The 21,935-nt window shown below is 69.9% G+C and carries 19 protein-coding genes and 2 pseudogenes; 9 read left to right on the top strand and 12 right to left on the bottom strand.

The genetic code is table 11. The features are described from left to right. Positions 1–8 precede the first annotated feature (8 nt). From ACRWNP_RS24820 to ACRWNP_RS24805, 4 genes are read left to right on the top strand one after another with little or no spacing between them, the layout of a single operon-like run. Positions 9–884 (top strand): NAD(P)-dependent oxidoreductase, encoded by an 876-nt coding sequence (locus tag ACRWNP_RS24820; protein ID WP_431964932.1) that lies wholly within the window; start codon positions 9–11, stop codon positions 882–884. Continuing rightward, positions 881–2,008, top strand: coding sequence for a zinc-binding dehydrogenase (locus ACRWNP_RS24815; RefSeq protein ID WP_431964930.1), 1,128 nt, complete (start codon positions 881–883; stop codon positions 2,006–2,008). Before ACRWNP_RS24820 ends, ACRWNP_RS24815 begins: the two co-directional genes overlap by 4 nt. A gap of 25 nt (positions 2,009–2,033) precedes the next feature. Further along, on the top strand, positions 2,034–3,461 hold the full coding sequence (locus ACRWNP_RS24810) for an MFS transporter (protein WP_431964928.1): 1,428 nt from the start codon (positions 2,034–2,036) through the stop codon (positions 3,459–3,461). Then, positions 3,458–4,315, top strand: coding sequence for an MBL fold metallo-hydrolase (locus ACRWNP_RS24805; protein WP_431964926.1), 858 nt, complete (start codon positions 3,458–3,460; stop codon positions 4,313–4,315). The genes ACRWNP_RS24810 and ACRWNP_RS24805 overlap by 4 nt, the downstream gene beginning before the upstream one ends. Positions 4,316–4,509: 194 nt before the next feature. On the opposite strand, the gene ACRWNP_RS24800 is transcribed toward ACRWNP_RS24805, so the two are convergent. The 3 genes and pseudogenes from ACRWNP_RS24800 to ACRWNP_RS24790 all read right to left on the bottom strand — a co-directional run bounded on the left by ACRWNP_RS24800 (position 4,510) and on the right by ACRWNP_RS24790 (position 5,749). Beyond that, complete coding sequence (locus ACRWNP_RS24800) at positions 4,510–5,085, bottom strand: zinc-binding dehydrogenase (protein WP_431964924.1); 576 nt, start codon at positions 5,083–5,085, stop codon at positions 4,510–4,512. Between the two features lie 97 nt (positions 5,086–5,182). Beyond that, positions 5,183–5,470 (bottom strand): annotated as a pseudogene (locus tag ACRWNP_RS24795) (alcohol dehydrogenase catalytic domain-containing protein); the annotation flags it as partial. A 78-nt stretch (positions 5,471–5,548) separates the two neighbouring features. Beyond that, entirely contained in the window at positions 5,549–5,749 is a 201-nt protein-coding gene (locus ACRWNP_RS24790; protein ID WP_431964922.1) for a hypothetical protein, read from the bottom strand. Positions 5,750–6,083: 334 nt separating this feature from the next. On the opposite strand from ACRWNP_RS24790, the gene ACRWNP_RS24785 reads away from it, so the two are divergent. The 3 genes from ACRWNP_RS24785 (at position 6,084) to ACRWNP_RS24775 (ending at position 9,190) form a co-directional block, all read left to right on the top strand. Next, on the top strand, positions 6,084–6,293 hold the full coding sequence (locus tag ACRWNP_RS24785; protein WP_431964920.1) for a hypothetical protein: 210 nt from the start codon (positions 6,084–6,086) through the stop codon (positions 6,291–6,293). Between the two features lie 335 nt (positions 6,294–6,628). Beyond that, positions 6,629–7,210, top strand: coding sequence for a TetR/AcrR family transcriptional regulator (locus ACRWNP_RS24780; RefSeq protein WP_431964918.1), 582 nt, complete (start codon positions 6,629–6,631; stop codon positions 7,208–7,210). 495 nt (positions 7,211–7,705) lie between these two features. Further along, positions 7,706–9,190 carry a DHA2 family efflux MFS transporter permease subunit gene (locus ACRWNP_RS24775; protein WP_431964916.1) on the top strand — a complete coding sequence of 495 codons (1,485 nt, stop codon included), beginning with the start codon at positions 7,706–7,708 and terminating at the stop codon, positions 9,188–9,190. A 167-nt stretch (positions 9,191–9,357) separates the two neighbouring features. Here ACRWNP_RS24775 and ACRWNP_RS24770 read toward each other — a convergent pair whose 3' ends face one another. The 9 genes and pseudogenes from ACRWNP_RS24770 to ACRWNP_RS24730 form a co-directional block, all read right to left on the bottom strand. Beyond that, entirely contained in the window at positions 9,358–9,849 is a 492-nt protein-coding gene (locus tag ACRWNP_RS24770; RefSeq protein WP_431964914.1) for a MarR family winged helix-turn-helix transcriptional regulator, read from the bottom strand. 628 nt (positions 9,850–10,477) lie between these two features. Beyond that, positions 10,478–10,610, bottom strand: a pseudogene (locus ACRWNP_RS24765) (IS21-like element helper ATPase IstB); the annotation flags it as partial. A gap of 254 nt (positions 10,611–10,864) precedes the next feature. Then, complete coding sequence (locus ACRWNP_RS24760; protein WP_431964912.1) at positions 10,865–11,473, bottom strand: TetR/AcrR family transcriptional regulator; 609 nt, start codon at positions 11,471–11,473, stop codon at positions 10,865–10,867. Positions 11,474–11,534: 61 nt separating this feature from the next. Continuing rightward, positions 11,535–12,251: an ABC transporter ATP-binding protein gene (locus ACRWNP_RS24755; RefSeq protein ID WP_431964910.1), complete on the bottom strand. Its 717-nt coding sequence runs from the start codon at positions 12,249–12,251 to the stop codon at positions 11,535–11,537. Continuing rightward, entirely contained in the window at positions 12,248–13,375 is a 1,128-nt protein-coding gene (locus ACRWNP_RS24750) for an ABC transporter permease (protein ID WP_431964908.1), read from the bottom strand. Before ACRWNP_RS24750 ends, ACRWNP_RS24755 begins: the two co-directional genes overlap by 4 nt. A 580-nt stretch (positions 13,376–13,955) precedes the next feature. Continuing rightward, positions 13,956–16,277, bottom strand: coding sequence for a heavy metal translocating P-type ATPase (locus ACRWNP_RS24745; RefSeq protein WP_431964906.1), 2,322 nt, complete (start codon positions 16,275–16,277; stop codon positions 13,956–13,958). 135 nt (positions 16,278–16,412) lie between these two features. After that, the gene (locus tag ACRWNP_RS24740; protein ID WP_431964904.1) at positions 16,413–16,829 is read right to left on the bottom strand and encodes a ferredoxin; all 417 of its coding nucleotides are present in this window, start codon (positions 16,827–16,829) and stop codon (positions 16,413–16,415) included. After that, positions 16,799–17,107 carry a hypothetical protein gene (locus tag ACRWNP_RS24735; RefSeq protein ID WP_431964902.1) on the bottom strand — a complete coding sequence of 103 codons (309 nt, stop codon included), beginning with the start codon at positions 17,105–17,107 and terminating at the stop codon, positions 16,799–16,801. The genes ACRWNP_RS24740 and ACRWNP_RS24735 overlap by 31 nt, the downstream gene beginning before the upstream one ends. Further along, positions 17,104–17,658 carry a DUF2231 domain-containing protein gene (locus ACRWNP_RS24730; protein ID WP_431964900.1) on the bottom strand — a complete coding sequence of 185 codons (555 nt, stop codon included), beginning with the start codon at positions 17,656–17,658 and terminating at the stop codon, positions 17,104–17,106. Before ACRWNP_RS24730 ends, ACRWNP_RS24735 begins: the two co-directional genes overlap by 4 nt. A 239-nt stretch (positions 17,659–17,897) precedes the next feature. Between ACRWNP_RS24730 and ACRWNP_RS24725 the strand changes: the two genes are divergently transcribed. Continuing rightward, on the top strand, positions 17,898–18,839 hold the full coding sequence (locus ACRWNP_RS24725) for a ferritin family protein (protein WP_431964898.1): 942 nt from the start codon (positions 17,898–17,900) through the stop codon (positions 18,837–18,839). Between the two features lie 782 nt (positions 18,840–19,621). After that, positions 19,622–21,586, top strand: a complete 1,965-nt coding sequence (locus ACRWNP_RS24720) for a SpoIIE family protein phosphatase (RefSeq protein WP_431964896.1) — start codon at positions 19,622–19,624, stop codon at positions 21,584–21,586. Positions 21,587–21,935: the final 349 nt, after the last annotated feature.

The following is a 21,935-nucleotide window of genomic DNA, read 5'->3' as shown; positions in this document are numbered from 1 at the left end:
AATGCGCAATGAAGGTGACAATCGAGAAGATCGGCTTCATCGGTCTCGGTGACCAGGGCGGCCCCATGGCGGAAGCCATCGGCGAGCACGGCTTCGAGCTGCACGTCTGGGCCCGGCGCCCCGCCTCGCTGTCCGCGGTGGAGAAGGTCCCGCACACCGTTCACGGCACCGTGGCCGAACTCGGGGCGTCCGTCCAGATGATCGGGTTGTGCCTGCGCGACGACGCCGACCTCTGGGACGTCCTGGACGGCCAGGGCCTGCTGGCCGCTGTCGCTCCGGGGACGATCATCGTCAACCACGGCACCGGCGACCCCACCGAGGCCGTACGCATCGCCGAACACGTCGCCCGGGCCGGAGGGGTCTACCTCGACGCGCCCGTGAGCGGCGGCAGCCCCGGCGCCCGCGCCCGCACCCTGACCACCTTCACCGGCGGGTCCCGGGACGCCTTCGAGGCGGCCCTGCCGGTGTTCGCCACGTTCAGTGACACGGTCAAGCTGATGGGGCCGGCCGGCGCTGGGCAGTTCACCAAGCTGTTCAACAACGCGCTGACCATCACCAACATGAAGAACGCCGAGGACGTCCTCGGTCTGGCCGCCCAGGCCGGTCTGGACATTCCGGCCCTCATCGACGTGGTCTCCGCCAGCAGTGGCGGCAGCGCGGCGCTCCGCGCCCTCGGCGGCGACATCACGCCGGAACTGGCCGAACACGTCCACACGCTCATGCACAAGGACATGCACCACTTCGCCGACGCCGTGCGCGCAGGCGGCGGTGACCCCTCCGAGGTACTGGAACGCGGCCTCGCCGGCGCCGCGGGTCTGGTCGAAGCGGCCCGCATGGTGGCCCGTGCCCGCAAGGACGCCACAGCGGAGCGGGGTGACGCGTGACCGCCGAGATCCCGGCGACCAGCCGCGCGGCCGCACTGACCGCCACCGGCGAAGCACTACAGGTACTGGACGTGGAGATCCCCGCGGTCATCGAGCGGGACGCGCTGCTGGTCCGCATGACCGCCGCGACGCTGTGCGGCACCGACATCCATGTCGCAGACGGCTCCGCAGGCGAGGTCGGCGGCACACTTCCCCTGATTCTCGGGCATGAGATGGTGGGACGGATCGCGGCCTTCGGCGACGGTCCGCGCACCGACTCGCTCGGCCAGCCGCTCGCGGAGGGCGATCGGATCGTCTGGACCCACGGCATGTGCGGCCGCTGCCGCGCCTGCGTCATCGACGGCGAGCCGAGCCTGTGCGAGAACCGGCGCCGTTACATGACCGAGAGCGCTCACACCTACCCGTTCCTGCACGGCGGTTTCTCCGAATTCGGGTACGTGTACCCGACCGCGGGCAGGGTCCGCGTCCCGGACGATGTCCCGGACGCGGTGGCCTCCGCCGCGGCGTGCTCGCTGCGCACGGTGATGCACGGCTTCGAACGGCTGGGCCGAATAGCCGCGACCGACACGGTCGTGGTGCAGGGCGCCGGACCGGTCGGACTGTTCGCCGTGGCCAAGGCGGTCGCCGAGGGTGCGGGCCGGGTCATCGTGATCGGCGGTCCCGCCGAGCGACTCGAGGTCGCCGCCCAGTGGGGCGCCGACGTATGCGTCGATGTCGCCGAGGTCACCTCCCCCGCGGAGCGCGCAGCGTTCGTGAAGGACCTGACCGACGGCCTGGGCGCCGAGGTCGTGCTGGAGATGTCCGGCGTCCCGTCGGCCTTCTCCGAGGGCATCGACATGCTCCGGCCCGGTGGCCGCTACCTCATCGTCGGCCAGGCCCATCAGCGCGACATGCCGTTCAACCCCAGTGTGATCATGCACAAGCAGGCGACGCTGATCGGGTCCCGATCCGCCGGCGTCGACCACTACTGGAAGGCCCTGGACTTCCTCCGCACCCACGCGGACCGCTTCGCCTGGGACGCCCTGCTCTCGAACCGGTACCGGCTCGACGAGATCAACACGGCGTTCGAGCGGATGCGTACGTGGAGCGAGATCAAGCCCGTCATCGAATTCGACTGGGCCTGAGGTAGCGGTGAATCCCATCCCCACCGTGAGACACACCGCCCCGGTCTCCCCTGCGCGGGGGGACCGGGGGCGGGTCGCCGGTCTTCTTCTGATCACCCTCGTGGGCGCCCTGGTCAGCAGCCTGGGCGCCCCGCTCATGCCGGCCATCGCCCAGTCCACGCAGGTGTCCCTGGCGACGGCTCAGTGGACCCTCACCATCACCGTCCTCGTCGCGGTGGCGATCACCCCCGTGATGGGCAGGCTCAGTGACACCCGTCACCGGCGCATCGCGGTTCTGGTGGCACTCACGCTCGTGGCGATCGGCTCGGTCGTCGCCGCCCTGGGAACCTCGAATTTCCCTGTGCTCCTGATCGGCCGCGCCCTGCAGGGAGCCGGGCAGGGCCTGGCACCGATGACCATCGCGGTCGCCGGCGACACCTTCTCCGGCGATCCCGATCGGCGAAAGCGCGCCGTCGCGATCCTCTCGATCGTCAACGCGGCGGGTGTCGGGCTCGGTTACCCCCTCACCGGGGTTCTCGCCCAGGGTGCGGGCATTTCCGGCGCCTACTGGTTCGGTGCCGCGGTCACCGTGGCGGCCCTGCTCGCCGCGCCGGCCGTCGTCCCCGCCCCCCGTGACCGCCCCGCGTCAGCGATCGACGTGCCTGGCGCCGTCCTGTTCGCCCTACCGGTCACGGCTTTGATCCTGGCCGCCTCCGAAGGCGGGAACTGGGGCTGGACGTCGCCCGCCACCGTGACAGCCGGCGTTACGGCGCTGCTCGTGGGCGCGGCCTGGGCCTGGTTTGAGACGCGTACGGAACACCCGCTGGTCGACCTCCGGCAGCTGCGGGTGCGTCCGGTGCTCAGCGCCCATGTCACCGTGCTGCTGGCCGGGATCGGGATGTACCTGCTGCTGTCCGTGAGCACCCGCATGATTCAGGCCCCGGCGACGACCGGAGGGCTCGACAAGTCCGCCGTGGTCGCCGGTCTTCTCATGCTTCCGCAGGCGCTGGGGAGTCTCGCCGCCGGATGGATCACCCGCCGACTGGGCAGGTGGCTCCCGGCACGCTGGACGCTGCCGCTGGCCGGTGTCGTGATGATGGCCGCGATGGCGTTGTTCGCCCTCTGGCGGCACCGCCTGCCGGGTCTGGTGGCCGCGATGCTCGTGGCGGGCATCGGAATCGGCATCATCTTCTCCACCGCACCGGGGCTCATCGTGGAGAACACCGGCAGCGATCAACGCGGCAGCGCACTCGGCTTCAACCAGGTATTCCGCTATGTCGGTTACGGCGTCGGCAGCGTGCTGACCGCCGTCGTCCTGGAATCCCGCACACCGCATGGATCGCCCTACCCCGACGACGGCGGCTATGTCGTGGCGGCTCTCGCCGGAGTGATCATCTGGCTGCTCGTCGCCGTGGTGAGCGGAGTGACCGGTCGCCGGCGCCCCGTACAAGCCTTTTCAGGAGAAAGAACATGACCGCGACACCCGCACCCGGCGAAGCCATGCGTCTGGGGGACCTGAATGTCCGCTACCTTCCCGACGGCATCATCCGCGCCCATCCTCTGCAGGCCTACCCGGAACATGTGCACCTCGCGCGGGATCCCGAGCTGAAGCTGCTCGACGAGGACGGCATGCTGCTGCTCAGTGTCGGCGCCCTTCTCGTCGAGACACCTGCCGCACGCATACTCATCGACACCGGAATCGGGCCGCGTGTCATCCCCATACCGTCCCCGGACCCCGCCCTGGCCGTCGGCGTGATGGCGGGCGGGCAACTACTGGACAGTCTCGCGGAGACCAACCTGCGGCCGGACGACATCGACGCGATCCTCCTGTCCCACCTTCACGCCGACCACGTCGGCTGGATCACCCCCGACGACGTCTCCACCGAACCCACGTTCCCCAACGCCGAGTATTTCGTCGGCGTCGGCGAATTCGACTTCTGGGGTCAGCCCGCCAACATGGCACGTCTGACCGCACCGACCCCGCGGCAGTACAGCGTCATCGGCTCACGCCGCCACGACCTGCGCACCGGCGACCAGCCGCACCAGGGAATCGAGGCCCTTCTCACACCCGGGCACACCCCGGGACATGTGAGCTTCGTCCTGTCCGGGGAGGGCACTCAACGCGCGATCGTCGTTGGCGACGCCGTGCACACGGCGGCCGAGGTCCTGCACCCGGACATGTGCTGGACCGGCGACCTCGACCCCCAGGCCGCGGTCGCCTCCCGGCACGCGCTCGTCGGGGAACTCTCCCGGCCCGGCACCGTGACCATCGGCCCTCACTTCACCGGAACGGTGTTCCCCACCCGCGCCTTTGTGGCCGGGAAGTGACACCTGATCCGCACCGGGCGGGTTCCGCTTCCGCGGCCGGAACTCAGCGCGGCGCGTTCCACGCGTCGCGCTGAGCGGGCCCGTCCCCCCGAGCGGGCGGTTCGCGACGCGAGGGGCCACGGATCCGGTGCCGCGGCCGGCCGCCTCCGCGGTGAGTTCCCCTGCGCCGCCTCCGCGAACGCAGGCGGGGCGGTTCAGAACTCCAGGACGAGGCGACCCCGTACGCCGCCCGCCTCCAACAGACGGTGGGCCTCGGAGGCATGTTCGGGAGCGAAGGTGCGAGCCACGCGCAGGGTCAGCTTGCCGGCTTCGGTCTGTTCACGCAGGTCGTCGAGCCGGCTGCGGTCGCCCAGGTAGTCGGGGACGAAGGCCATGCGCACGCGCAGAGACCGCTGCCGTATCACGTCGGGGCTGAGGGCGCGGGGTCCTTCGCCGAGGACGGTGACGATGACGCCGCCGTCATGGACCGCCGGGGCCACCGCCGCCGAACCGATGACCGCTGCGTCGATCAGCCCTGCCACTCCCGCCGGCACGGCCCGCAGGATGTGCCGAGCAACATCGCCACCCCGGGGTACGACGATGTCGGCACCGAACGAGCGCACGGGCTCCTCATCGGCCGGCGAGGCGTCCGCGACGACGATGAGTCCGCCCGCTTTGGCCATCTGGGTCACGTAGCCGCCGACGGCTCCCGCCGCGCCGGTGACCGCGAGTGTCTGCCCTGGTGAGAGCCCGGTCAGGTCGACAGCGAGCCGCGCGGTCAGCCCGTTCATGGGCAGGGTTGCCGCCTCGGCGTGGGTCGTGCCCTGGGGGCGCGCGGGCGACCTGCTCCGAGGGCAGGACGACGTACTGCGCGTAGGCGCCGCCCAGGGCACTGGTCGGGTCGGCCATCGCCATCACCCGGTCCCCCAGGCGCAGATCGGTCTCCGTCCCGGTGCCGATCTCGTCCAGCACCCCGGCTGCTTCCATGCCAGGGACATACGGGGGTGCGGGGGATGTGGGGCCGAGCGCCCCCATACGCAGGTAGCGGTCACCGGGGTTCACCGTGGCGGCGTGGACCCGGATGCGTACCTGCCCGGGACCGGCATGAGGCTCGGGCACCTCGAAAACGCGCAGCGCTTCCGGCCCTCCGAATTCGGATACTCCAACTGTTTTCATCTTTTTCCTCTTGATACGGGCCGGAGTTGCGTATGTGCAGCGGGGTGGTGTCGTGCCCGGCCGGGGCGTCCGGCCGGATCAGCCGAAGATGTGTACTGTCCGTTCGGCCGAGGCGCTCTCGATGGCGTTCATCAGGCGGTGGCGTGTATGGCAGCGGTGAAGTCGGGGGAGTGGGAATGGCGCTTCGTCCAGGCCGAGCCGGATCCATTCGGTGCCGACGATCAGCCAGGGCTGCCCGCGGCGGTCGCGTACGGTCTCGTCCGCCGCCTCAGTGAGCACTGCGTGGGGCAACCTTTCGATGTCTCTGACGCACCCCATGGGTGCAGCATACGTCCTGTTTGAACGAACGATAAAGATTATACTTGGGCGAACGACACAGATTCTCGTGACGGGAGGCGCCCCACTTCCCTGCGGTCCGGCCCTCGGCGGTCCTGGACCGGCCCTACGCCATGGTGACCGTGCAGGCGCTGGCTGCCGGGGACGAGAGCGAGGCCTATGCTCAGGTCCTCACCGGTGTCATATCCATGATGCCTACCCAGCGTGGCCACAAGGCCCTCATGCCCACTCCGCAGGAAGCACGGAACCAGTTTTCGGTCCCTCGGAAAAGGAATTCGTGAGGAACGGGACGGCAACCGTGGAGTACGGCACCCCGGACGTCGTACGGGAGGGCCTCGACCGGCTGGTGGAACGCACGCAGGCCGACGAACTGCTCATCACCAGCTACGTCCACGGATTGCAGACGCGCCTGCGGTCATTCGGCCTCATCGCGGACGCATACGGCATGACCGCCGCCGAACCCGACAGCCGGAACTCAACCATGTGACGTCTGTCGAACGCCGGCCTTCTCGGTCTCCACCTCGTGCCGGGGCTGAGTGCCGCCGGTACCTGCGAACGGCCGGGGCACCGTTGTCGGCGACGGTTGGAATGAGGGCCACGGGTACCGGCGCTCCCACATGCCCCGACGACCTGCTGTGGGCGCGTCCGGACCCCGTGCTGGGGCGACCGCCGGTTGCTGTCGCACCTCGTTTGCAGGATCCAGGACCGGTAACTCCCGCCGTGACGCCGTGCCGCCGCACGTAGCAGCCGGCTTTGACCGGCGGCTCCGCAGGGCCTCACGGTTATTTGCCGATCGTTCCATCAATAGGTACGGTCGGGTGTATGGCACGTACTCGCGAGTTCGACACCGAGGCCGCCGTCACGGCGGCCATGCAGGCGTTCCGGCGCACCGGGTACGGTGGCACGTCCGTGCGTGACCTGGCGAACGCCATGGAGATCGGCAGTGGATCGATCTATGCGGCCTTCGGCAGCAAGGAAGGTCTCTACCTGGCCGCACTGGACTTGTACCGGCGGCGCTACGCACTGCCGTTCATCGAGATGCTGCGTGCCGGCGGTGATGCGCGCGAGACGATCCGTGCGGCTTTCGCGGCGGTGATCGACGAAGTGACCTGCGGCCCCGGCCAGGCGTCGTGCCTGATTGTTGGGGCGGCGATGGAGCGTGCGCACAGCGATGCGCAGGTGGCCGAGCGGCTTCGCGCAACGACGCAGCTGCTGGAGCTCACACTCTTCGAGGTCATTGCCGAGGCGCAAGGACGGGGCGAGATCCCGGCTGGCCAGAGCGCCGCAGACCTCGCTGGATTCCTCGCCATGGCCTTCCAGGGCCTGCGGGTCATGGGGGCCATAAATCCGGATCGGGCCGCGCTGACGCGGGCCGCGGAGGTCGCCCTGAACTGCCTTCGCTGACTCCGCAGCGGCGGGTTCCGACGTCATGTCGCCACACGAGCTGGGTATGTGCATGCGTACTTAATTTAACGATCGTTCGTATTAAAATGGATGTGGGATGGCCGGTTCGGCGGAGGAATCATGACTGGGCCCCATGCCCGAAGAGCCTTGGATGCAAGCCGCCCATTGCCGCCCATTGCCGCCCATTGCCGCCTGGCCGCCGCGTGAGGCGCGGACACCGTTGTCCGCTTCCTCCGGGAACCGGAGTCGTGCGTGGGTCACGACGCGCCCACCGAACTCCGTCACCCCATGGGCGGCAACGACGCCCGCTTGCCCTCCCGGCTCGCCCCGGACCCGGGCCGCCGGAACTCGCATGGCGCCCGACGTCATGCCATCTCCGCGCCTGACCGACGCCGTCGAGCGCGCCTGCACCCCCGGGAAGGCGCAGACCTTCCATTCACGCGGCCCGGCTGCAAAGGCCTGGCCGGCAACCGACACCTTCAAGGAATGCCAGTCATGTCCCAAGACGTCCACCATCCCGACCCCCGGCGCTGGTTGGCCCTGCTGTTCATCGCCATAGCCCAGCTGATGGTCTTCCTCGACGGGGCGATCATGAACATCGCTCTGCCGTCTGCTCAGCATGACCTCCACTTCACCGACGGCGGTCGGCAATGGGTCATCACCGCCTACGGCTTGGCTTTTGGAGGCCTGCTCATTCTGGGCGGGCGCCTGGGCGACCTCTGGGGCCGCAAGAGGGTGTTCGTGATCGGACTGGTCGGCTTCGCCCTGGCCTCCGGCATAGGCGGCGCGGCGCAGAACCTGTCCACGCTCCTGACTGCCCGCGCCCTCCAGGGCGTCTTCGGCGCGCTCCTCGCTCCCGCCGCCCTGGCGCTGATCTCGCTGGCGTTCACCGATGTCAAAGAGCGTGCCAAGGCCTTCGGCATCTACGGCGCCATCGCCACCGCGGGCGGCGCCCTCGGCCTGCTGCTCGGTGGAGTGTTCACCGAGTACACCGACTGGCGCTGGGGGTTCTACATCAACCTTCCCATCGCTGCCATCGGCATCACCGGCGTCCTGGCCGTCGTCCGTGACGCCGGCGCGCACGCGGGCCGCGGACGTCTGGACGTCCCGGGGGCCATCCTCGCCAGCGGAGGTGCCGTCGCCCTGGTGTTCGGCTTCGCCAAAGCGGAGAGCGACGGCTGGGACGCCGGTGTGACCATCAGCATGTTCGTCCTGTCCATCCTCCTGCTGGCGGCCTTCGTCGTGCTGGAGGCCAAGGTGAAGTCGCCGCTGCTGCCGCTGCGCGTCCTTACGGAACGCAACCGGGCGGGCTCCTATCTTTCCCTGGCTTTGTCCGTCATGTCCATGTTCGGGATGTTCCTCTTCCTCAGCTACTACTTCCAGTTGGTGAAGGGATACTCACCGGTGCAGAGCGGTGCGGCCTTCATCCCGATGGCCGCCGCGCAGGCCATCGGCTCCACGCAGATCGGTGCCCGCCTCTCGCACCGGGTGCGGCCCGGCCTGCTGATGGGTGTCGGCTACGCGGTGTCCGGCGCCGGTGTGCTGCTGCTCGCCTTGCTCGACGTCGATTCCTCGTTCGGCTTCATCGCGGTTGCCGAGATCGTGGTGGGTGTCGGAATCGGCACGGCGTTCATGCCCGCATTCAGCCTGGGAGCCCACGGTGTCGAGCCTCGCGATGTCGGAGTCGCTTCCGCAATGACCAGCACCGCTCAGCAGATGGGCGGCTCCATCGGCACCGCGCTGTTGAACACCATCGCCGCAAGCGCCACCACCGGATACGTCGCCTCCCACCACGGCTCCGCATCCCTCACCAACCTGTCGCTGGTGCACGGCTACTCCATGGCCTACTGGTGGGGCACGGGATTCCTCGCTGCCGCGGCTCTGGTCGCGTTCTTCGCCGTCAACGCCGGCAATCCGAGGAGCCAGTCGAAGGTCGCGGCCGGGAGCGCGGAGACCGCAGAACTCCAGCACGCGGAGTGACGAGAACAGGGCCGGGACGTGCCGCGCCCCGGCCCTGCCGTACTGCGGCCAGGGACCGGTCGGCGGCCGTGTCCCGGTAGCACACCGCTCCAGGGATTGCTCCAGGAGATGACTCACGCCGATGTTGCCTTCCAGCCTGGCGAACTGTGCGAGTCATAGCCGCGAGGTCAGGTGGTGGATCGCCGGCCCGAGCGACCAGCGGGTGGCCGGTCGGGCTTTTGGGAGGCGATCGCCATGGGGTTGTCCGGGCTTACGTGGTGGGCGAGGGTGCGCAGCAAGGTGCGGAAGGTGGCCCGCGACTTCTCGGGCAAAATGTCCAGGAGTTGCTGCTCGGCCAGGCCGACCGGGCCGCTGAGTTGCTCCCAGCGCTGTCTTCCGTGCTCGGTGGCGACGATGTGCCGACTCCTGCGGTCGGCGGGGTCCGGCTTGCGTTCCACCAGGTCGGCGCGTTCCAGGTCGTCCAGGAGATACGTCATGATCGTGCGGTCGATTCCCAGTCGCTTGGCCAAGGCCCGCTGGCTGTTGGCGTGGCCCTGGATGGCAGCCATGAGTGTGAAGTAGCCGCGGGGACCCCCGGGGATCTCGGCGACGGCCGCCTCGACGACCTTCGCGTAGGCGCGAAAGACCACACCGAGGGCAAAGCCGAAGTCATCCTCCATGTCAGGCCCGCTTTCCGGGCCCTCTGCTCTGGTGCTGCGCTGTGAAGTCACAGCGACCACCTTAGTTGCTGCAGACGTATGCTATCGTCTATAGTGTAGATGATATATGTATGATATTTGCTTTTTTGCGGCTTTCCGGTGCGGCAGCGCGCCGAATCGGACGATCGCGGCTACGTCCGGATGCCCGCGGCGCACGCGACCTGCGACATGGGCGGGCGCTCTCGGAAGTGTTCGGCGCGGTCGTGGTGGTACCCCCGGTCAGCCGGCTCGCGACCGCGGCCCGGCCGTACTCCTTGCCGTGGGGGCGCTGACCCCCCTGCCCGGCCGGCTCCACACCCGCAGCCCCGCCGGGCACATCCTCAAGACCGGCCCGTGACGGGGAAGTTGCTGATCGCCCCCTCGGTGATCGCGGACCACTTCTACCGCAGCCTCCCGGCCCAGCCCGGCGTGGCTTCGTTCACTTCAGGCGACAGCGGTTGTCCATGGGTTCTGACAGCGTTCAGTGATCATCTGTACTCGGGATGTCACGGAAAATGACGGCGGTGCCGCCTCGTCGGTTGAACTCATCGTGCACGACGGCACGACGTGGCAAGAACGAGCGTCGTTCGCACTCCAGGAGCGAAGCATGTCGTGAGGCTTGGCTGGTCCCTGCGGCCTCGACCAGCTCGTTCACCAGCTTCGTCGCAAGGGTGTAGCGGACGGGCGATGAGCATGTGGGACTTGCCTGTGCCGGAATCGCCGATCAGGCAGAGCGGCTGACTCCCGTCCTTGACGCGGGCGTGCCGCGTCACAGACATCCGCGCAGCACTGCCGGAACACCGCCACCGCGGTGGCGCGCCGGGTGAGTGGTACTTCGCCGCGGCCTTCCCGCCGCGGGTGCGGCACGGGCTGCCGGCCGAGGCTTCACACTTCGGACGGTTCTTTCGTTCTTCCGCAACGCCTTGATCGGGTGTCACTTCCAGCCCGGCTTTGGCCGCCCCGGCGTTCCGCGAGGCAGGTCCTGACCGGATGTCAGTCACCTTCCATCGCCTCGTGGTTCATGCTGTCCGCCCGTAGTGAGGCAGCGGCGCACGAGTGCGAGAGTGCGTTCCGTGACCGTGTCGAGCGGGGTGCCGCGGTCGGCGGCGGCAAGGGCTGTGTGCAGCATCCCGGCGATCAGGTCCGCCGTGAGCGCGGGGTCGGGGACGCCGATTTCCCTCACGGCGGCGCGGAAGGGTTCGACCTGTTCCAGGTGGAGTTCCATCAGCCGTTCCTGGCAGGCGGGATGGAGGCCGGCGCTCATGAGGGCGGCGGCAGGCCGGTGTGCGCCTTCGGCGCCGAGGCGGAGGCTTTCCCTGAAGAACGCCTCGACGCGTTCCAGCGGGCCGTTTGCGGCGGCCATGGCGTTGGTGAGTGCCTGGTTGGAGCGCCGGAATGCCTCTTCCGTGACGGTGGCCAGCAGGGCTGCCGAGGAGTTGAAGTACTGGTAGACGCTGGAGCGGGCCAGACCGGCACGGGCGCCGACCGCCGTGGGTGTGACGGCGGTGGCGCCCTCGTTCACCAGGATGTCGATCGCTGCCCCGATCAGCGCCTCGCGTTGCTGGGCGCGGTGTTCGGCGACGGTGGAGGCGTTGATCTTCGGCATGCGGCGCAGGCTCCTGGGTGGCGGACGGGCCGGGAGGGAGATGCCGGCCTGCGGCCCCCGGTCAGGAGAGGCGGCCGTCGACCATCTCGTGCACCCGGTCGGCACTGTCCATTATCGCCGTGTCGTGGGTGACCATGACCGTGGCTGTGCCGCGCGCATGGGTCTGCTCGGCGATCAGCCGTACCGCCTCCGCCGAACGTACCCGGTCCAGCGCGGAGGTGGGCTCGTCCACGAGCAGGAGGGCGGGGGAGGTCATCAGGGCCCGGGCCAGGCCCGCGCGCTGACGTTCGCCTCCGGACAGCTGGTGCGGGCGGGCGCCGGCGCGGTGGGTGAGGCCGACCGCCTTGATGAGTTCGTCGGCCCTGGTCCGGGCTGCGGCGTCGAGGTGTCCGTCGATGTGCAGGGGCAGCAGGAGTTGTTCCCGGACGGTCAGGGAGGCCAGCAGGTTCGACTGCTGGAAGACGAAGCCGATGTGGTGACGGCGGGCCGCGGTGCGCTGCTTGTCCGACAGGGCGGTCAGCTCCGTGCCGGCGATGTGGACGGTGCCCGAGGTGGGCCGCTGGAGGCCGCCTGCGACGGCGAGGAGGCTGGACTTGCCGGATCCCGAGGGGCCGACGACGGCGACGAACTCCCCGGGCGCGACGCTCAGGCCGACGTGGTCGAGGGCGGTGACGGCGGTGTCGCCGTCGCCCAGGGTGAGGGTGACGTCGTCCAGTCGCAGTCCACCGGAGCCCGCGGCGTCCGCGGCGGTTCGGTGGCCGGTGGAGGGCGTGGTCATCGGGTGGCTCCCAGAGCGGTCAGGGGGTCGACGGCGGTGATGCGGCGGACGGCGACGACGGCGCCCACGGTTCCCAGGCCGATGAGGAGGCCGGAGGAGGTGGCGATGGCCGGGGCGGAGAGGGAGAAGGGGGCCTTGCCGATCATCGCGCTCCCCAGGGCCAGGCCGACGGCGGTGCCGATCACCGTGGCGCCGACGAGCACGGCGACGACCTGGGCGAGCGCGTCGCGCAGGATGTATCCGGTGGGGGCGCCGAGCGCCTTCAGCAGGGCGATCTCGGCCTTGCGCTGTACTGTCCAGACGGTGAAGAACGCGCCGACGACCAGGGCGGAGATGGCGTACAGGAAGCCCTTGATCAGGGCCATGGTGCTCGACTCGGCCGCGTAGCCGGGGGACGCGTCGAAGGTGGCCTCCTTGGTCTTGGCGCGGGTGGCGGTCGCCTTCTCCACGGCGGAGACGTCGGTGCCGACCTCCAAGGTCAGGGCGACGGCTGTGGCTTGTCGGCGTGCGGCCTCGGGCAGGTCACCCGGCAGGCCGTAGTGCAGGTGCCGCCAGGTGTCGAGGTTGGCGTAGGCGACGCCGATGTGGCCGTAGGAGATGGTCCTGTCGACCAGGCCGACGACCTTCAGTCGCACCTCGCTCCTGTCCGCAGTAAGGACGTCCCCGATCTCCACACCCAGGTCGGCGATCTCCCGGGTGATGACGATGCCCGCACCGCCCTGCTCCAGGCTCTCGCCCCTGGTGGGGCTGGGGGCCAGAGGCGAGTCCGGCGCCATGCCAAAGACGGCGAGGTTGACCTGCTCGCCCTTCTTGGCGCCCTGGGTCACCTGGGCGTTGGCCAGGGTGTTCCCGAACGGCTCCGCCCGCTTCACACCCGGGGCCTTGGACCATGCCTGCCAGTCCTCCTGCTCCACGGTCGAGCGCGAGAACTGCTCACTGGTCGCCTTCTCGTCGAAGGCCATATGGGTTATGGGCAGCGCGTGCAGACCGGATATACCGGCATCCGCCAGACCGGAGGCGAGTCCGGACAGCAGGACGCCGAGTACGGCGATGAGTGCGACCACCGCACCCATCAGGGCGAAGCGACCGCGGGCGAAGCGCAGATCGCGTAGGGCAAGGAACACGGGATCTCCGAGCGACGAGGGTGACGGGGAGCGGCGCCAGGACGCACATGGCCCTTTGCTCAAACTTGACGACGCGAGCGTCGATATCTTAGCGGATGTTACCGACGCGCCTGTCGGCACCTCGCGCGCGTGCCCTGTGTACTGCACAGATGCACCTGACCGGGCTCTCCTCCTGCGCGCGGTTCGTATCCCGTCCAGGCCCAGGTGGAGTCCGGGTGAGCTTGTGGCACGCCTCCTGCACGGTGAACTGCCTCGGTGAACGCCTGCTCCGGCGGAATGGGATCCGCAATGCGGACCGGGTGCTCGTCGAGACCAACCGGTTGCGAGCCCGGATGTCGCGCCATGCGGGCTGCCGGCCCAAGGCCTCGCGGGTAGGCAGGCTCTAACTTTGCATGCCCATGTCACATGCCCCTGGCCGAGGGTCTGATGCCGCCGCCACCCGACTGACGAGCCACGGCGGCCGGCCGGGGCGGCGAGAGATGATGGCTCTGTTTTGCCGGAACCGCTCCTTCGGACCCACGGACAGGATGGCGGTGGTGGGGGAGCGCCGGGCGGGGATCGGTACAGGTGGTCTGCGGTTTCAGGGTGCGAGGGAGAAGTAGTTCTCTTCTTCCTGTGTGAAGTGCAGGCGCAGGACGGTGTTGAGGCCGTAGAGGCAGGAGCGCAGGTCGTCGAGTTGTTCGGGGGCCAGGCTGCCGTCGGGGTGGGCCAGTTGAAGGTGGGTGGCGATGCGGCGGGAGAGGCGTTCGATCTCGGTGTGGGCGCGGCTCATGGTGGCGGTGGCTTCGGGGCCGCCGAGGGTGGGGGCGAGGGCGGGGTAGAGCTGGTGTTCTTCGGCGTATTCGTGGGGCAGGAGTCGTTCGGTGAGCAACCGGTGGGTCTCTTCCACGGCTGAGAGGGCTTTGGGGCCGGGGGTGTCGGAGAGGCGGTCGGCGGCGTCGCGTACGGCGTCGAGGACGTCCTGGAGGTCGTCGTGTTCGGCGGCGAAACGGTGGATGAGCGCTTCGGCGGCGGGGGTGAGGGCCGGTCGTGCGGCCTGGCCGACGTGCAGGGCGCGCAGGGCGTTGAGGATGACGGCGACGTCGATGCCTTCCTGCAGCAGCGCGCCGGCGGCGGGTGGGAGCAGGCCGACGGCAGCCGCGGCCATCGCGGCCAGGGACATCAGCATGCCGCCCAGGGCACTTTGGACCGCGATGCGGCGGGCGCGTTGGGCGATGGTGACGGCGTCGGCGAGGCGGTCGACCCGGTCGGTGGTCAAGACGATGTCGGCGGCTTCGGAGGAGGCGGTGGAGCCGTGGGCGCCCATGGCCACGCCGACGTCGGCCGCGGCGAGGGCGGGGGCATCGTTGACGCCGTCGCCGACCATGACGGTGACCGCGCGCTCGCGCTCTTCGCGTACGGCGGCGACCTTGTCGGCCGGGCTGAGTTCGGCGCGTACGTCGTCGAGGCCGAGGACGGCGGCTACTTCATGCGCGGGTGCGGCGCGGTCGCCGGTGAGCATCAGCAGCCGTTCGATGCCTGCCGTGCGCAGGTGGCGCAGGGTGCGAGGGGCGTCGTGGCGCAGGGGGTCGCGCAGCAGGACGGCACCGGCCGGCCGGCCGTCCAGGGTCAGCCAGGCGACGGCCGCGCCGTCGAGGAGGGCGCGGTTGTCGACGGCCCGGGCCCAGACGGGGTGTGTGGCTATGGGGTCGGGGCGGCCGACGGAGACCTGGTGGCCGTCCACGATGCCGGTGGCGCCGCGGCCGGGTTCCTCGCTGACGTCGGTCGGTGCGGACAGCTTCAACTTGCGTTCCCGGGCGGTGTCGACGATGGCCTGGGCCAGGACATGCGGCGAGTACTGGTCGACCGAGGCTGCCAGACGCAGTACCTCTGCAGGTTTCACGCCGGGGGCGGCGGTGACGTCGAGGACGCGGGGGCGGCCGCGGGTGAGGGTGCCGGTCTTGTCGAGCAGGAGGGTGCGGGCGTGGCCGAGGTTCTCCAGTGCGCCGCCGTCGCGGATGACGACGCCGAGGCGGGAGGCCCGGGACAGGCCGGACACGATGGCGACCGGGGCGGCCAGCAGCAGGGGGCAGGGGGTGGCGACGACCAGGACGGCGACCGCGCGTACCGCAGAGCCGCTGATCAGCCAGGCCAGCCCCGCCACGACGAGGGACAGCGGGAGGAACCAGGCCGCGTAGCGGTCGGCCAGCCGTACGACCGGTGCGGACTCGGCCCCGGCCTGCTGGGCCAGGCGGACGATTCCGGCGTAGGTGCTGTCCTGTTCGGTGGTGGTGGCGCGCAGTTCGAAGGCGCCGCCCGCGTTGACCACGCCGCTGCGCACTGCCTCGCCCTGGACCCGCTCGACCTGGAGAGGCTCGCCAGTGAGCACTGACTCGTCGAGGACGGCGGCGGCGCTTTCCACGCGGCCGTCGACGGGCACGACCTCCCCGGGGCGGACGACAAGCAGGTCGCCGACGGTGACTTCTCCCAGGGGCACCGTGGCCACTCCGGTGTCGGTGCGGCGATGTGCCGAGCGCGGCGCGTGTTCGAGCAGGGCGCGCAGGTCGTGGGAGGCACGCCGCTGGGCGGCGGATTCCAGAGTGCGGCCGGTGGCGAGCATGAGCGCGATCAGGGCGCCGGCCAGGTATTCGCCCACAGCCAGGGTGCCGCCGAGCGCGAGTACCGCGATCAGGTCGACCCCTGCGTGTCCACGCCGTAGCGCGGCCAGCACCCACCCGATCGCGGGGACGACGGCAGCAACGGTGCCCAGCGCCCAGAACAGGTCGGCGAGGCCGCGCGCATCAGCGAGCCAGGCGATGCCGCCACCCGTCAGTGCTGCCGCGGTGACGGTCAGGAGGACGGGTTCGAGCCGGGAGGTGACTGCGGCGGTCAGGTGGCGTGGTCGAGCTGTGGTGTGGTTCATGGCGCACCTCGGTCTGTGCGGCGCGGTGACCGTTGGGGCTGTTCCTCTCCATCCCATGGTGGCAGCAGGTCCCGGAGGCAGGGGCCGTCCGGCTCTGCTCCGGGTCCGGACGGCCGTGGTGGCGCGTGCTCGTCATCACCGGCCGGTGTCGAGGCGGCAGGACCAGGACGGGGCGGGGCGGGCTGCGGCGGCCCGGCGGGCGTGGGCGCGCAGGTGGTCGGGGACGGCCCGGTTCCTGATGACGGGGGAGCCCCATGCGCCGAGGCCGGTCGGTTCGGGGAGGAGTTCGCCGCACAAGCCGCGCCCGGTGCAGGCTGTGCGGTCGTCGACGCACAGGGTCCTTGAGGCGGTCGTCGCCAGGTCTCCGGGGGTACGCCGGGCGGTAGGCGCCCCGGTGTGGAGGACGCCGCTCCTGCGGTGCGGCCGGGGCAGCAGATCGGGGTCGGGCCATCCGGCGGCCGGCGCGGCGAAGTCCCCGGCCACGGCGGGCAGCCCGAAGCGGCAGGGACCGCACTGGTCGTTCAGCCCGCAGACCGAGTGGGGAAGCGCCACGAGCACACCCGCCCGGGGCGCGGCAACCCAGCGGGGGCCAGGTCGCGCCGCGCGAGGGACGTGTCGTTCGTCCAGAGCCGCGCGCAGTTGCCGGTACTGGACGGCGCGCTGCGCGGCCGGCACATCTGAACGGGGTCCGCGCCGACCGCGAGCGCGGCCAGGACGGCGCCGCCGAGGACGTGGTGGGGTGCGACGGTCAGCAGTAACTGGTCCTTGCGGCTCGCGGGTTCGCTCTCCATCGCATGGACGACGACCACGGCCCGGCGTGAGTGCGTCACTGACCCGCCCCCGGCTCGCCGGTGGTGAATTCGCCCTGCCAGACCGCCTTCGCACCGGAGTCGCCGATCCGGTAGACCTCGAAGACCGCGCCGACGGTCACGGCCAGTGCGAGCACCACGGCCGCGACGCGTACGGGTACCGAGGAGGCGAGCCGAACCGCGCTGGATGCCCGGCGAGAGGTGGCGGGAGTGACCGTGTCGCCCTTGGCGGGATCCCTCGGGGCGGTGACGCGGCCCAGCCACCACACGGCGGTGGTGAGGACGAACAGGGCGATCGCCCACGGGGTCAGTCCTTCACCCATTTCGGTATGCCTTTCCACCAGCGCGGTCTCCTTCACCCGCTCCTCCAGCCACTCACCGGACTCGGTGGTCAGTACGACCAGCGCCAAGGTGACAAGTCCGAGCACGGGCAGCGGCCAGCTGAACCGGCGGGCCACGGTCGGCCAGAGCGTGCAGGCGACGAGCGCCAGCGCCGTCAGCGGAATCAGCACCACGACGCCGTGAACGAAAAGGGGATGGCTGGGGAGGCCATTGAACAAGCCGACACTCACGGGATCTCCTTTGACATGCAGCGCCGGCCGGGCGCCGACATGGCTGCTGCTGCGGGCATTGTCCGGTGGACGCGTCGTCAGCCCGGGGAACCGGGCGCGTATGGAGCAGCGGGCGAAGCGTGACGACGAGTAACAGTCGTTCACTCGGATGACGGTCCGGCCTGGCCCGACACGGGTGTCCTTGGTGCCATGGCGTAGATGCCCGCAGCACGAGATTCCAAGACCTTGAGGAGGTCAGTGTGATCCCGCACCGCATATGCGCCCTGGCAGCAGTGGCGCTCGCCGTCGGCCTCAGCACCCCCGCCGCCGCCATCCGTCCGCCAGCGGGTGGTATGCCGCACGGTCTGCACGCCGGAACTTCCGCGGACCTGGAGAAGTCCCTGGGGGGTGAGGCGTTCGCGAACGCCTCGTACTCGGTCTTCGCCGAGCAGGCGCGAGCCCAGAAACTGTCCGCCGTGGCCTCGCTGTTCCAGCGGGTGGCCTCGGTCGAGCTGGGGGAGCACTTCACGGAGGCGGCCACCTTGACCGGCCTGGTGGGCAGCGACGCCGCCAATCTCCGCGCTGCCGCCGAGGGCGAGTCGTATGAGTCGCGGGTGATGTATCCGGGCTTCGCCCGGCAGGCCAAGGAGGACGGCGACACCAAGGCTGCGGAGCTGTTCGCGGAGATCGCCAAGGACGAGGCGGGCCACCACCAGCGGTTCCTGGCGGCGCTGCGCGTGCTGACGACAGGCAAGGGCAGCATCCCCAAACCGCCGGACGTCAGCCCGGTGCGCGTTCGCGCGGGGATGCCCCAGGTCCGTGCGGCCCGCACCAAGGCGAACCTGGACACCGCCATGCACGGCGAGGCGCTGGCACACGCCAAATACGCCCTGTTCGCCAAGCACGCCGAAGCCTGGGGCAACAAGCCGTTGGCACGGCTGTTCACCGGCGCAGGCGACGTCGAACTGCGCGAGCACTTCACCGGTGAGGCGGCACTGGCGGGGCTGGTCCGCTCCACGCGCGACAACCTCACCAAGGCCGTCACCGGTGAGCAGTACGAATCGCGGACGATGTATCCGGACTTCGCGCGGAAGGCACAGGCCGTCGGCGACACCGGAGCGGCCGCCCTGTTCCGCGACGACGCCGGGGACGAGGCCGGACACGCCCGCGACTTCGTCGCCGCACGCCAAGCGCTGCGGTGACCGCGCCGCACCCGCTGGTCACGGGGTGGTGACCGGACTGCGGGAGACGCTGTGACCTGCGCTCCGGCCTGGTTTCAGTGCGCCCATGCCACCGCGGTGTCCCGCGTCGCGCGGCGGTGTACCCCGGCCACGAAGCGCAATCCGCTGCGATGGCCAGGACATCGTCACGAGAGTGCCCGCGTCTGCGTGGGGCCCGTCCCTCCGGCCTGGACTCCCTGTAGTTCCCGTCCAAGTCGGGCGCCCCCGCCCGATCGGCGCGGCTTTCGTCGTTGGCCGCACCCGCCATTGGTCATGGCGGGTGCGGGGTGGTCGGCCGGCGAGCCCGGAAGCAGTGGCGAGATCCTCGGCCTCACCCGCATCGCGGGTGAGGCCGCCGCGATCACCCGCAGAGGCTGGACCGTTGCCTATCTTGAGCAGCAGCGGGCCGAACAGCAGCCGGCCACGGCCAGTGACGGACGGCCTTCCCCACCCGCGCAGGCAGATGGACTGGACGGCAGCGGCGCGTCAGGACTTCGACGCCGTGCCCGCTGACGGCAGACAGCTCGTCCTGGCCGCACGCGCAGAACTGATCACCGCCTCGGACAGCGCCGACGCCTGCCTGCCGCAGTGGATCAACGTCCGACCCCGGCGTCCACCAGGCCCGGCGGACCCCACAGCGCCGATCTCGCCGGCGGCCGCGGTAAGCCAGGATGATCAAGAGATCCGAGTTGCCGACAGTCGACGGAGCAGCACGCGCGAATATGGTTGAGGAAGCGGTTTCGCCATGTGTCAGGGAGCCACCGATGGACGCCTCGGACCATCTTCTCCGAAGGGCTACCCCCTCGGCTCTCCTGACCCTGGACGGTGCCATCCACAGCCTCAACGAGGCCATGGCAAAGGTACTGGACAGGCCGGCGAAGCAGTGCGTGGGTCGCAACTTGGGTGATCTGTTGCCCGAAAGCCAGCGGACTGCGGTCGAAAGCCTCGTGGCCCACGCCGCCACGACGATGACGGTCGTGATGCGGGTGCTGGAATTCCCTGGGCCGGGCGCAGCACGGCTGGTCTGCCTGGTCGAGGCGCGACTGACGAGGGATCCTGCGGACGGCGAGCAGCTGGTGTGGGTGCACTCGTTGAACGCGGGGAACGACCTGGGCGGTCTTGTGATCCCGTTCCGGTTGGCGGCCAAGGCCGCCGATCTCGGTGTGTGCATGTACTCACCCCAGGAGCACCAGCTGGAGTGGCTGGGTGGCGCACCCGCCTTGGCAATGCTGTTCCCGGAGGCATCCGTATCGTTGTCCAGTGTGGTCCGGCGAGTTCACCCTGATGACCGGGGGGCTCTACGGCGGCTCGTGCGTTCGACCGCCGCCGAGTCCCCCTGGATCAAATTGAGGTTCCTGACCGAGCGCGATGGCTGGCACCTTCTGGCCTGCCAGGCCTGTCGAGTGCAGCTGGGGTACGGCGGCCCTCAGCGGGTCTTCGGAGTGATCCGCGACGACACCAAGCGGGAAGCGCGCCGACGCAAAGCGTTGGTCGCGCTGAGTGCTGCGCGGCAGCGAGCCGACGAGATAGCGGCCTTTTCCTCCGCCTTGATCACCGCGGCCACGGAGCAAGAAGTACAGCAGGTCCTCCTGACCCGCCTCGCCGCGACCTTCGGTGGTACCGGCGCCGCGTTGGCGCTCGTTGCCGAAGGCCGCCTGCGCGTCTCCTCCGATGCCGGGATCCCGATGCCGGTGGCCGCCGTGCACGGCTTGTCGCTGGAGGATCCGAGCGCACTGCCCTATGCGATCCGAACGGGCAAGCCACAGTTCATGCGCAACCGGGAGGAGTACATACGCCACTGGCCGCACGGGGTCATGGTGCCGTACTTCGACCAGCTCGAATCCGGCTACGCCGTCTCGATCACCTCCCTCGGCTCGGTCGGCGGTCAGCCCCTCGGGGGTTGGGCGGTGACCTACGAGGGCGAGCACCATTCGTCCCCGGATGAGCGGGCCCTCATGATCACTCTGGCCGACCTTACGGGCCAGGCACTGAGGCGGGTCAGGTCTCGAGAAGTGCGAGTCGAGTTGGCCATGGCGCTCCAAGATGCCATGCTTCCCACGCTGCCGAAGCACCTCCCGGGCCTGGAAGTCACTGTCCGTTACCGACCGAGCCGGGACGGGTTGGACATAGGCGGAGACTGGTACGACGCCTTCGTACTGCCCTGCGGCGCGGTCGCCTTCGAGATCGGCGACGCCCAGGGGCACGATGTGAACGCCGCCGCAGCCATGGGACAGGTGCGTGCCTCGATGCGTGCCATCGCCGCCTGCGAACCTGACCCTGCAACCGTGCTGACGCGCACGAACGAACTGCTCGTCACCATGGACGCGGCGCGATTCGCCAGCTGCACCATGTTGTACGTCGACCCGTGCGACGGACAGGTCACGGGCTCCAGCGCCGGACATGTGCCGTTGCTGTACGCATGCGACGACGGCAGGCACAGCATCCGTGAGTTGCCGGGCGGCCCGGTGCTCGGAGTCCTACCCGACGCCGATTACAACGAGGGAACCTTCACGCTGGACAAGAATGCCGCGCTGATCCTGGTGACCGACGGCGTGGTCGAAGGCCCGAGTCTGACGCTGGAAGCCGGGCTGGAGCGAGTCGCAACGCTGGCCGCGCAAGCCGCCCACGACGGGTTGAACGCCGAGGAGACCGCTGATCGAATCCTCGACGCCATGGTTGCGGTAGACCACATCGACGACGCGGCCGTGCTGATCATCCGGCGCGCGTGACGGCACCCGCGTCGTCGCACACGCGGGCTGGGCGTTGTCCAGCGCGACTTCGTATGACCGGTCGTGCCCAGCCTGTACGCCGAAGACATCTTCGACAGCCCAGCGTGTGACCGTATGGTCGGCTGCTTCCGCCACCGCGGCGAGAGGCGCCGACCCAGTGGGCCGGCCGGCTCCCTCTGCCGGCCCGCACGTCACTGGTCGCCGGAGCGGTGTGGTGCTGTCATGGAAGGTGAGGTCGCGTCCGGATGAGCTGACGAGGTCGTGGCCGCCCTTGGAGGAGCCAGGCGGAGGCGGACACGCGCCGTCCGTCCGGTCCGGTTCTCCGCGGTCGCCTGTCGAAGTGGAGGAG

It is taken from the genome of Actinacidiphila sp. bgisy160, from assembly GCF_965342435.1.
GTDB lineage: Bacteria > Actinomycetota > Actinomycetes > Streptomycetales > Streptomycetaceae > Actinacidiphila.
This window is presented reverse-complemented; position numbering and strand designations above follow the sequence as displayed.

Excerpts from the sequence above, each read along its gene's own strand:
- ACRWNP_RS24770 (WP_431964914.1), bottom strand. The coding sequence starts at position 9,849 with ATGGAGGATGACTTCGGCTTTGCCCTCGGTGTGGTCTTTCGCGCCTAC.
- ACRWNP_RS24775 (WP_431964916.1), top strand. The coding sequence starts at position 7,706 with ATGTCCCAAGACGTCCACCATCCCGACCCCCGGCGCTGGTTGGCCCTG.
- ACRWNP_RS24805 (WP_431964926.1), top strand. The coding sequence starts at position 3,458 with ATGACCGCGACACCCGCACCCGGCGAAGCCATGCGTCTGGGGGACCTG.
- ACRWNP_RS24720 (WP_431964896.1), top strand. The coding sequence starts at position 19,622 with ATGGACGCCTCGGACCATCTTCTCCGAAGGGCTACCCCCTCGGCTCTC.
- ACRWNP_RS24760 (WP_431964912.1), bottom strand. The coding sequence starts at position 11,473 with ATGCCGAAGATCAACGCCTCCACCGTCGCCGAACACCGCGCCCAGCAA.
- ACRWNP_RS24780 (WP_431964918.1), top strand. The coding sequence starts at position 6,629 with ATGGCACGTACTCGCGAGTTCGACACCGAGGCCGCCGTCACGGCGGCC.
- ACRWNP_RS24755 (WP_431964910.1), bottom strand. The coding sequence starts at position 12,251 with ATGACCACGCCCTCCACCGGCCACCGAACCGCCGCGGACGCCGCGGGC.
- ACRWNP_RS24745 (WP_431964906.1), bottom strand. The coding sequence starts at position 16,277 with ATGAACCACACCACAGCTCGACCACGCCACCTGACCGCCGCAGTCACC.
- ACRWNP_RS24800 (WP_431964924.1), bottom strand. The coding sequence starts at position 5,085 with ATGAACGGGCTGACCGCGCGGCTCGCTGTCGACCTGACCGGGCTCTCA.
- ACRWNP_RS24820 (WP_431964932.1), top strand. The coding sequence starts at position 9 with ATGAAGGTGACAATCGAGAAGATCGGCTTCATCGGTCTCGGTGACCAG.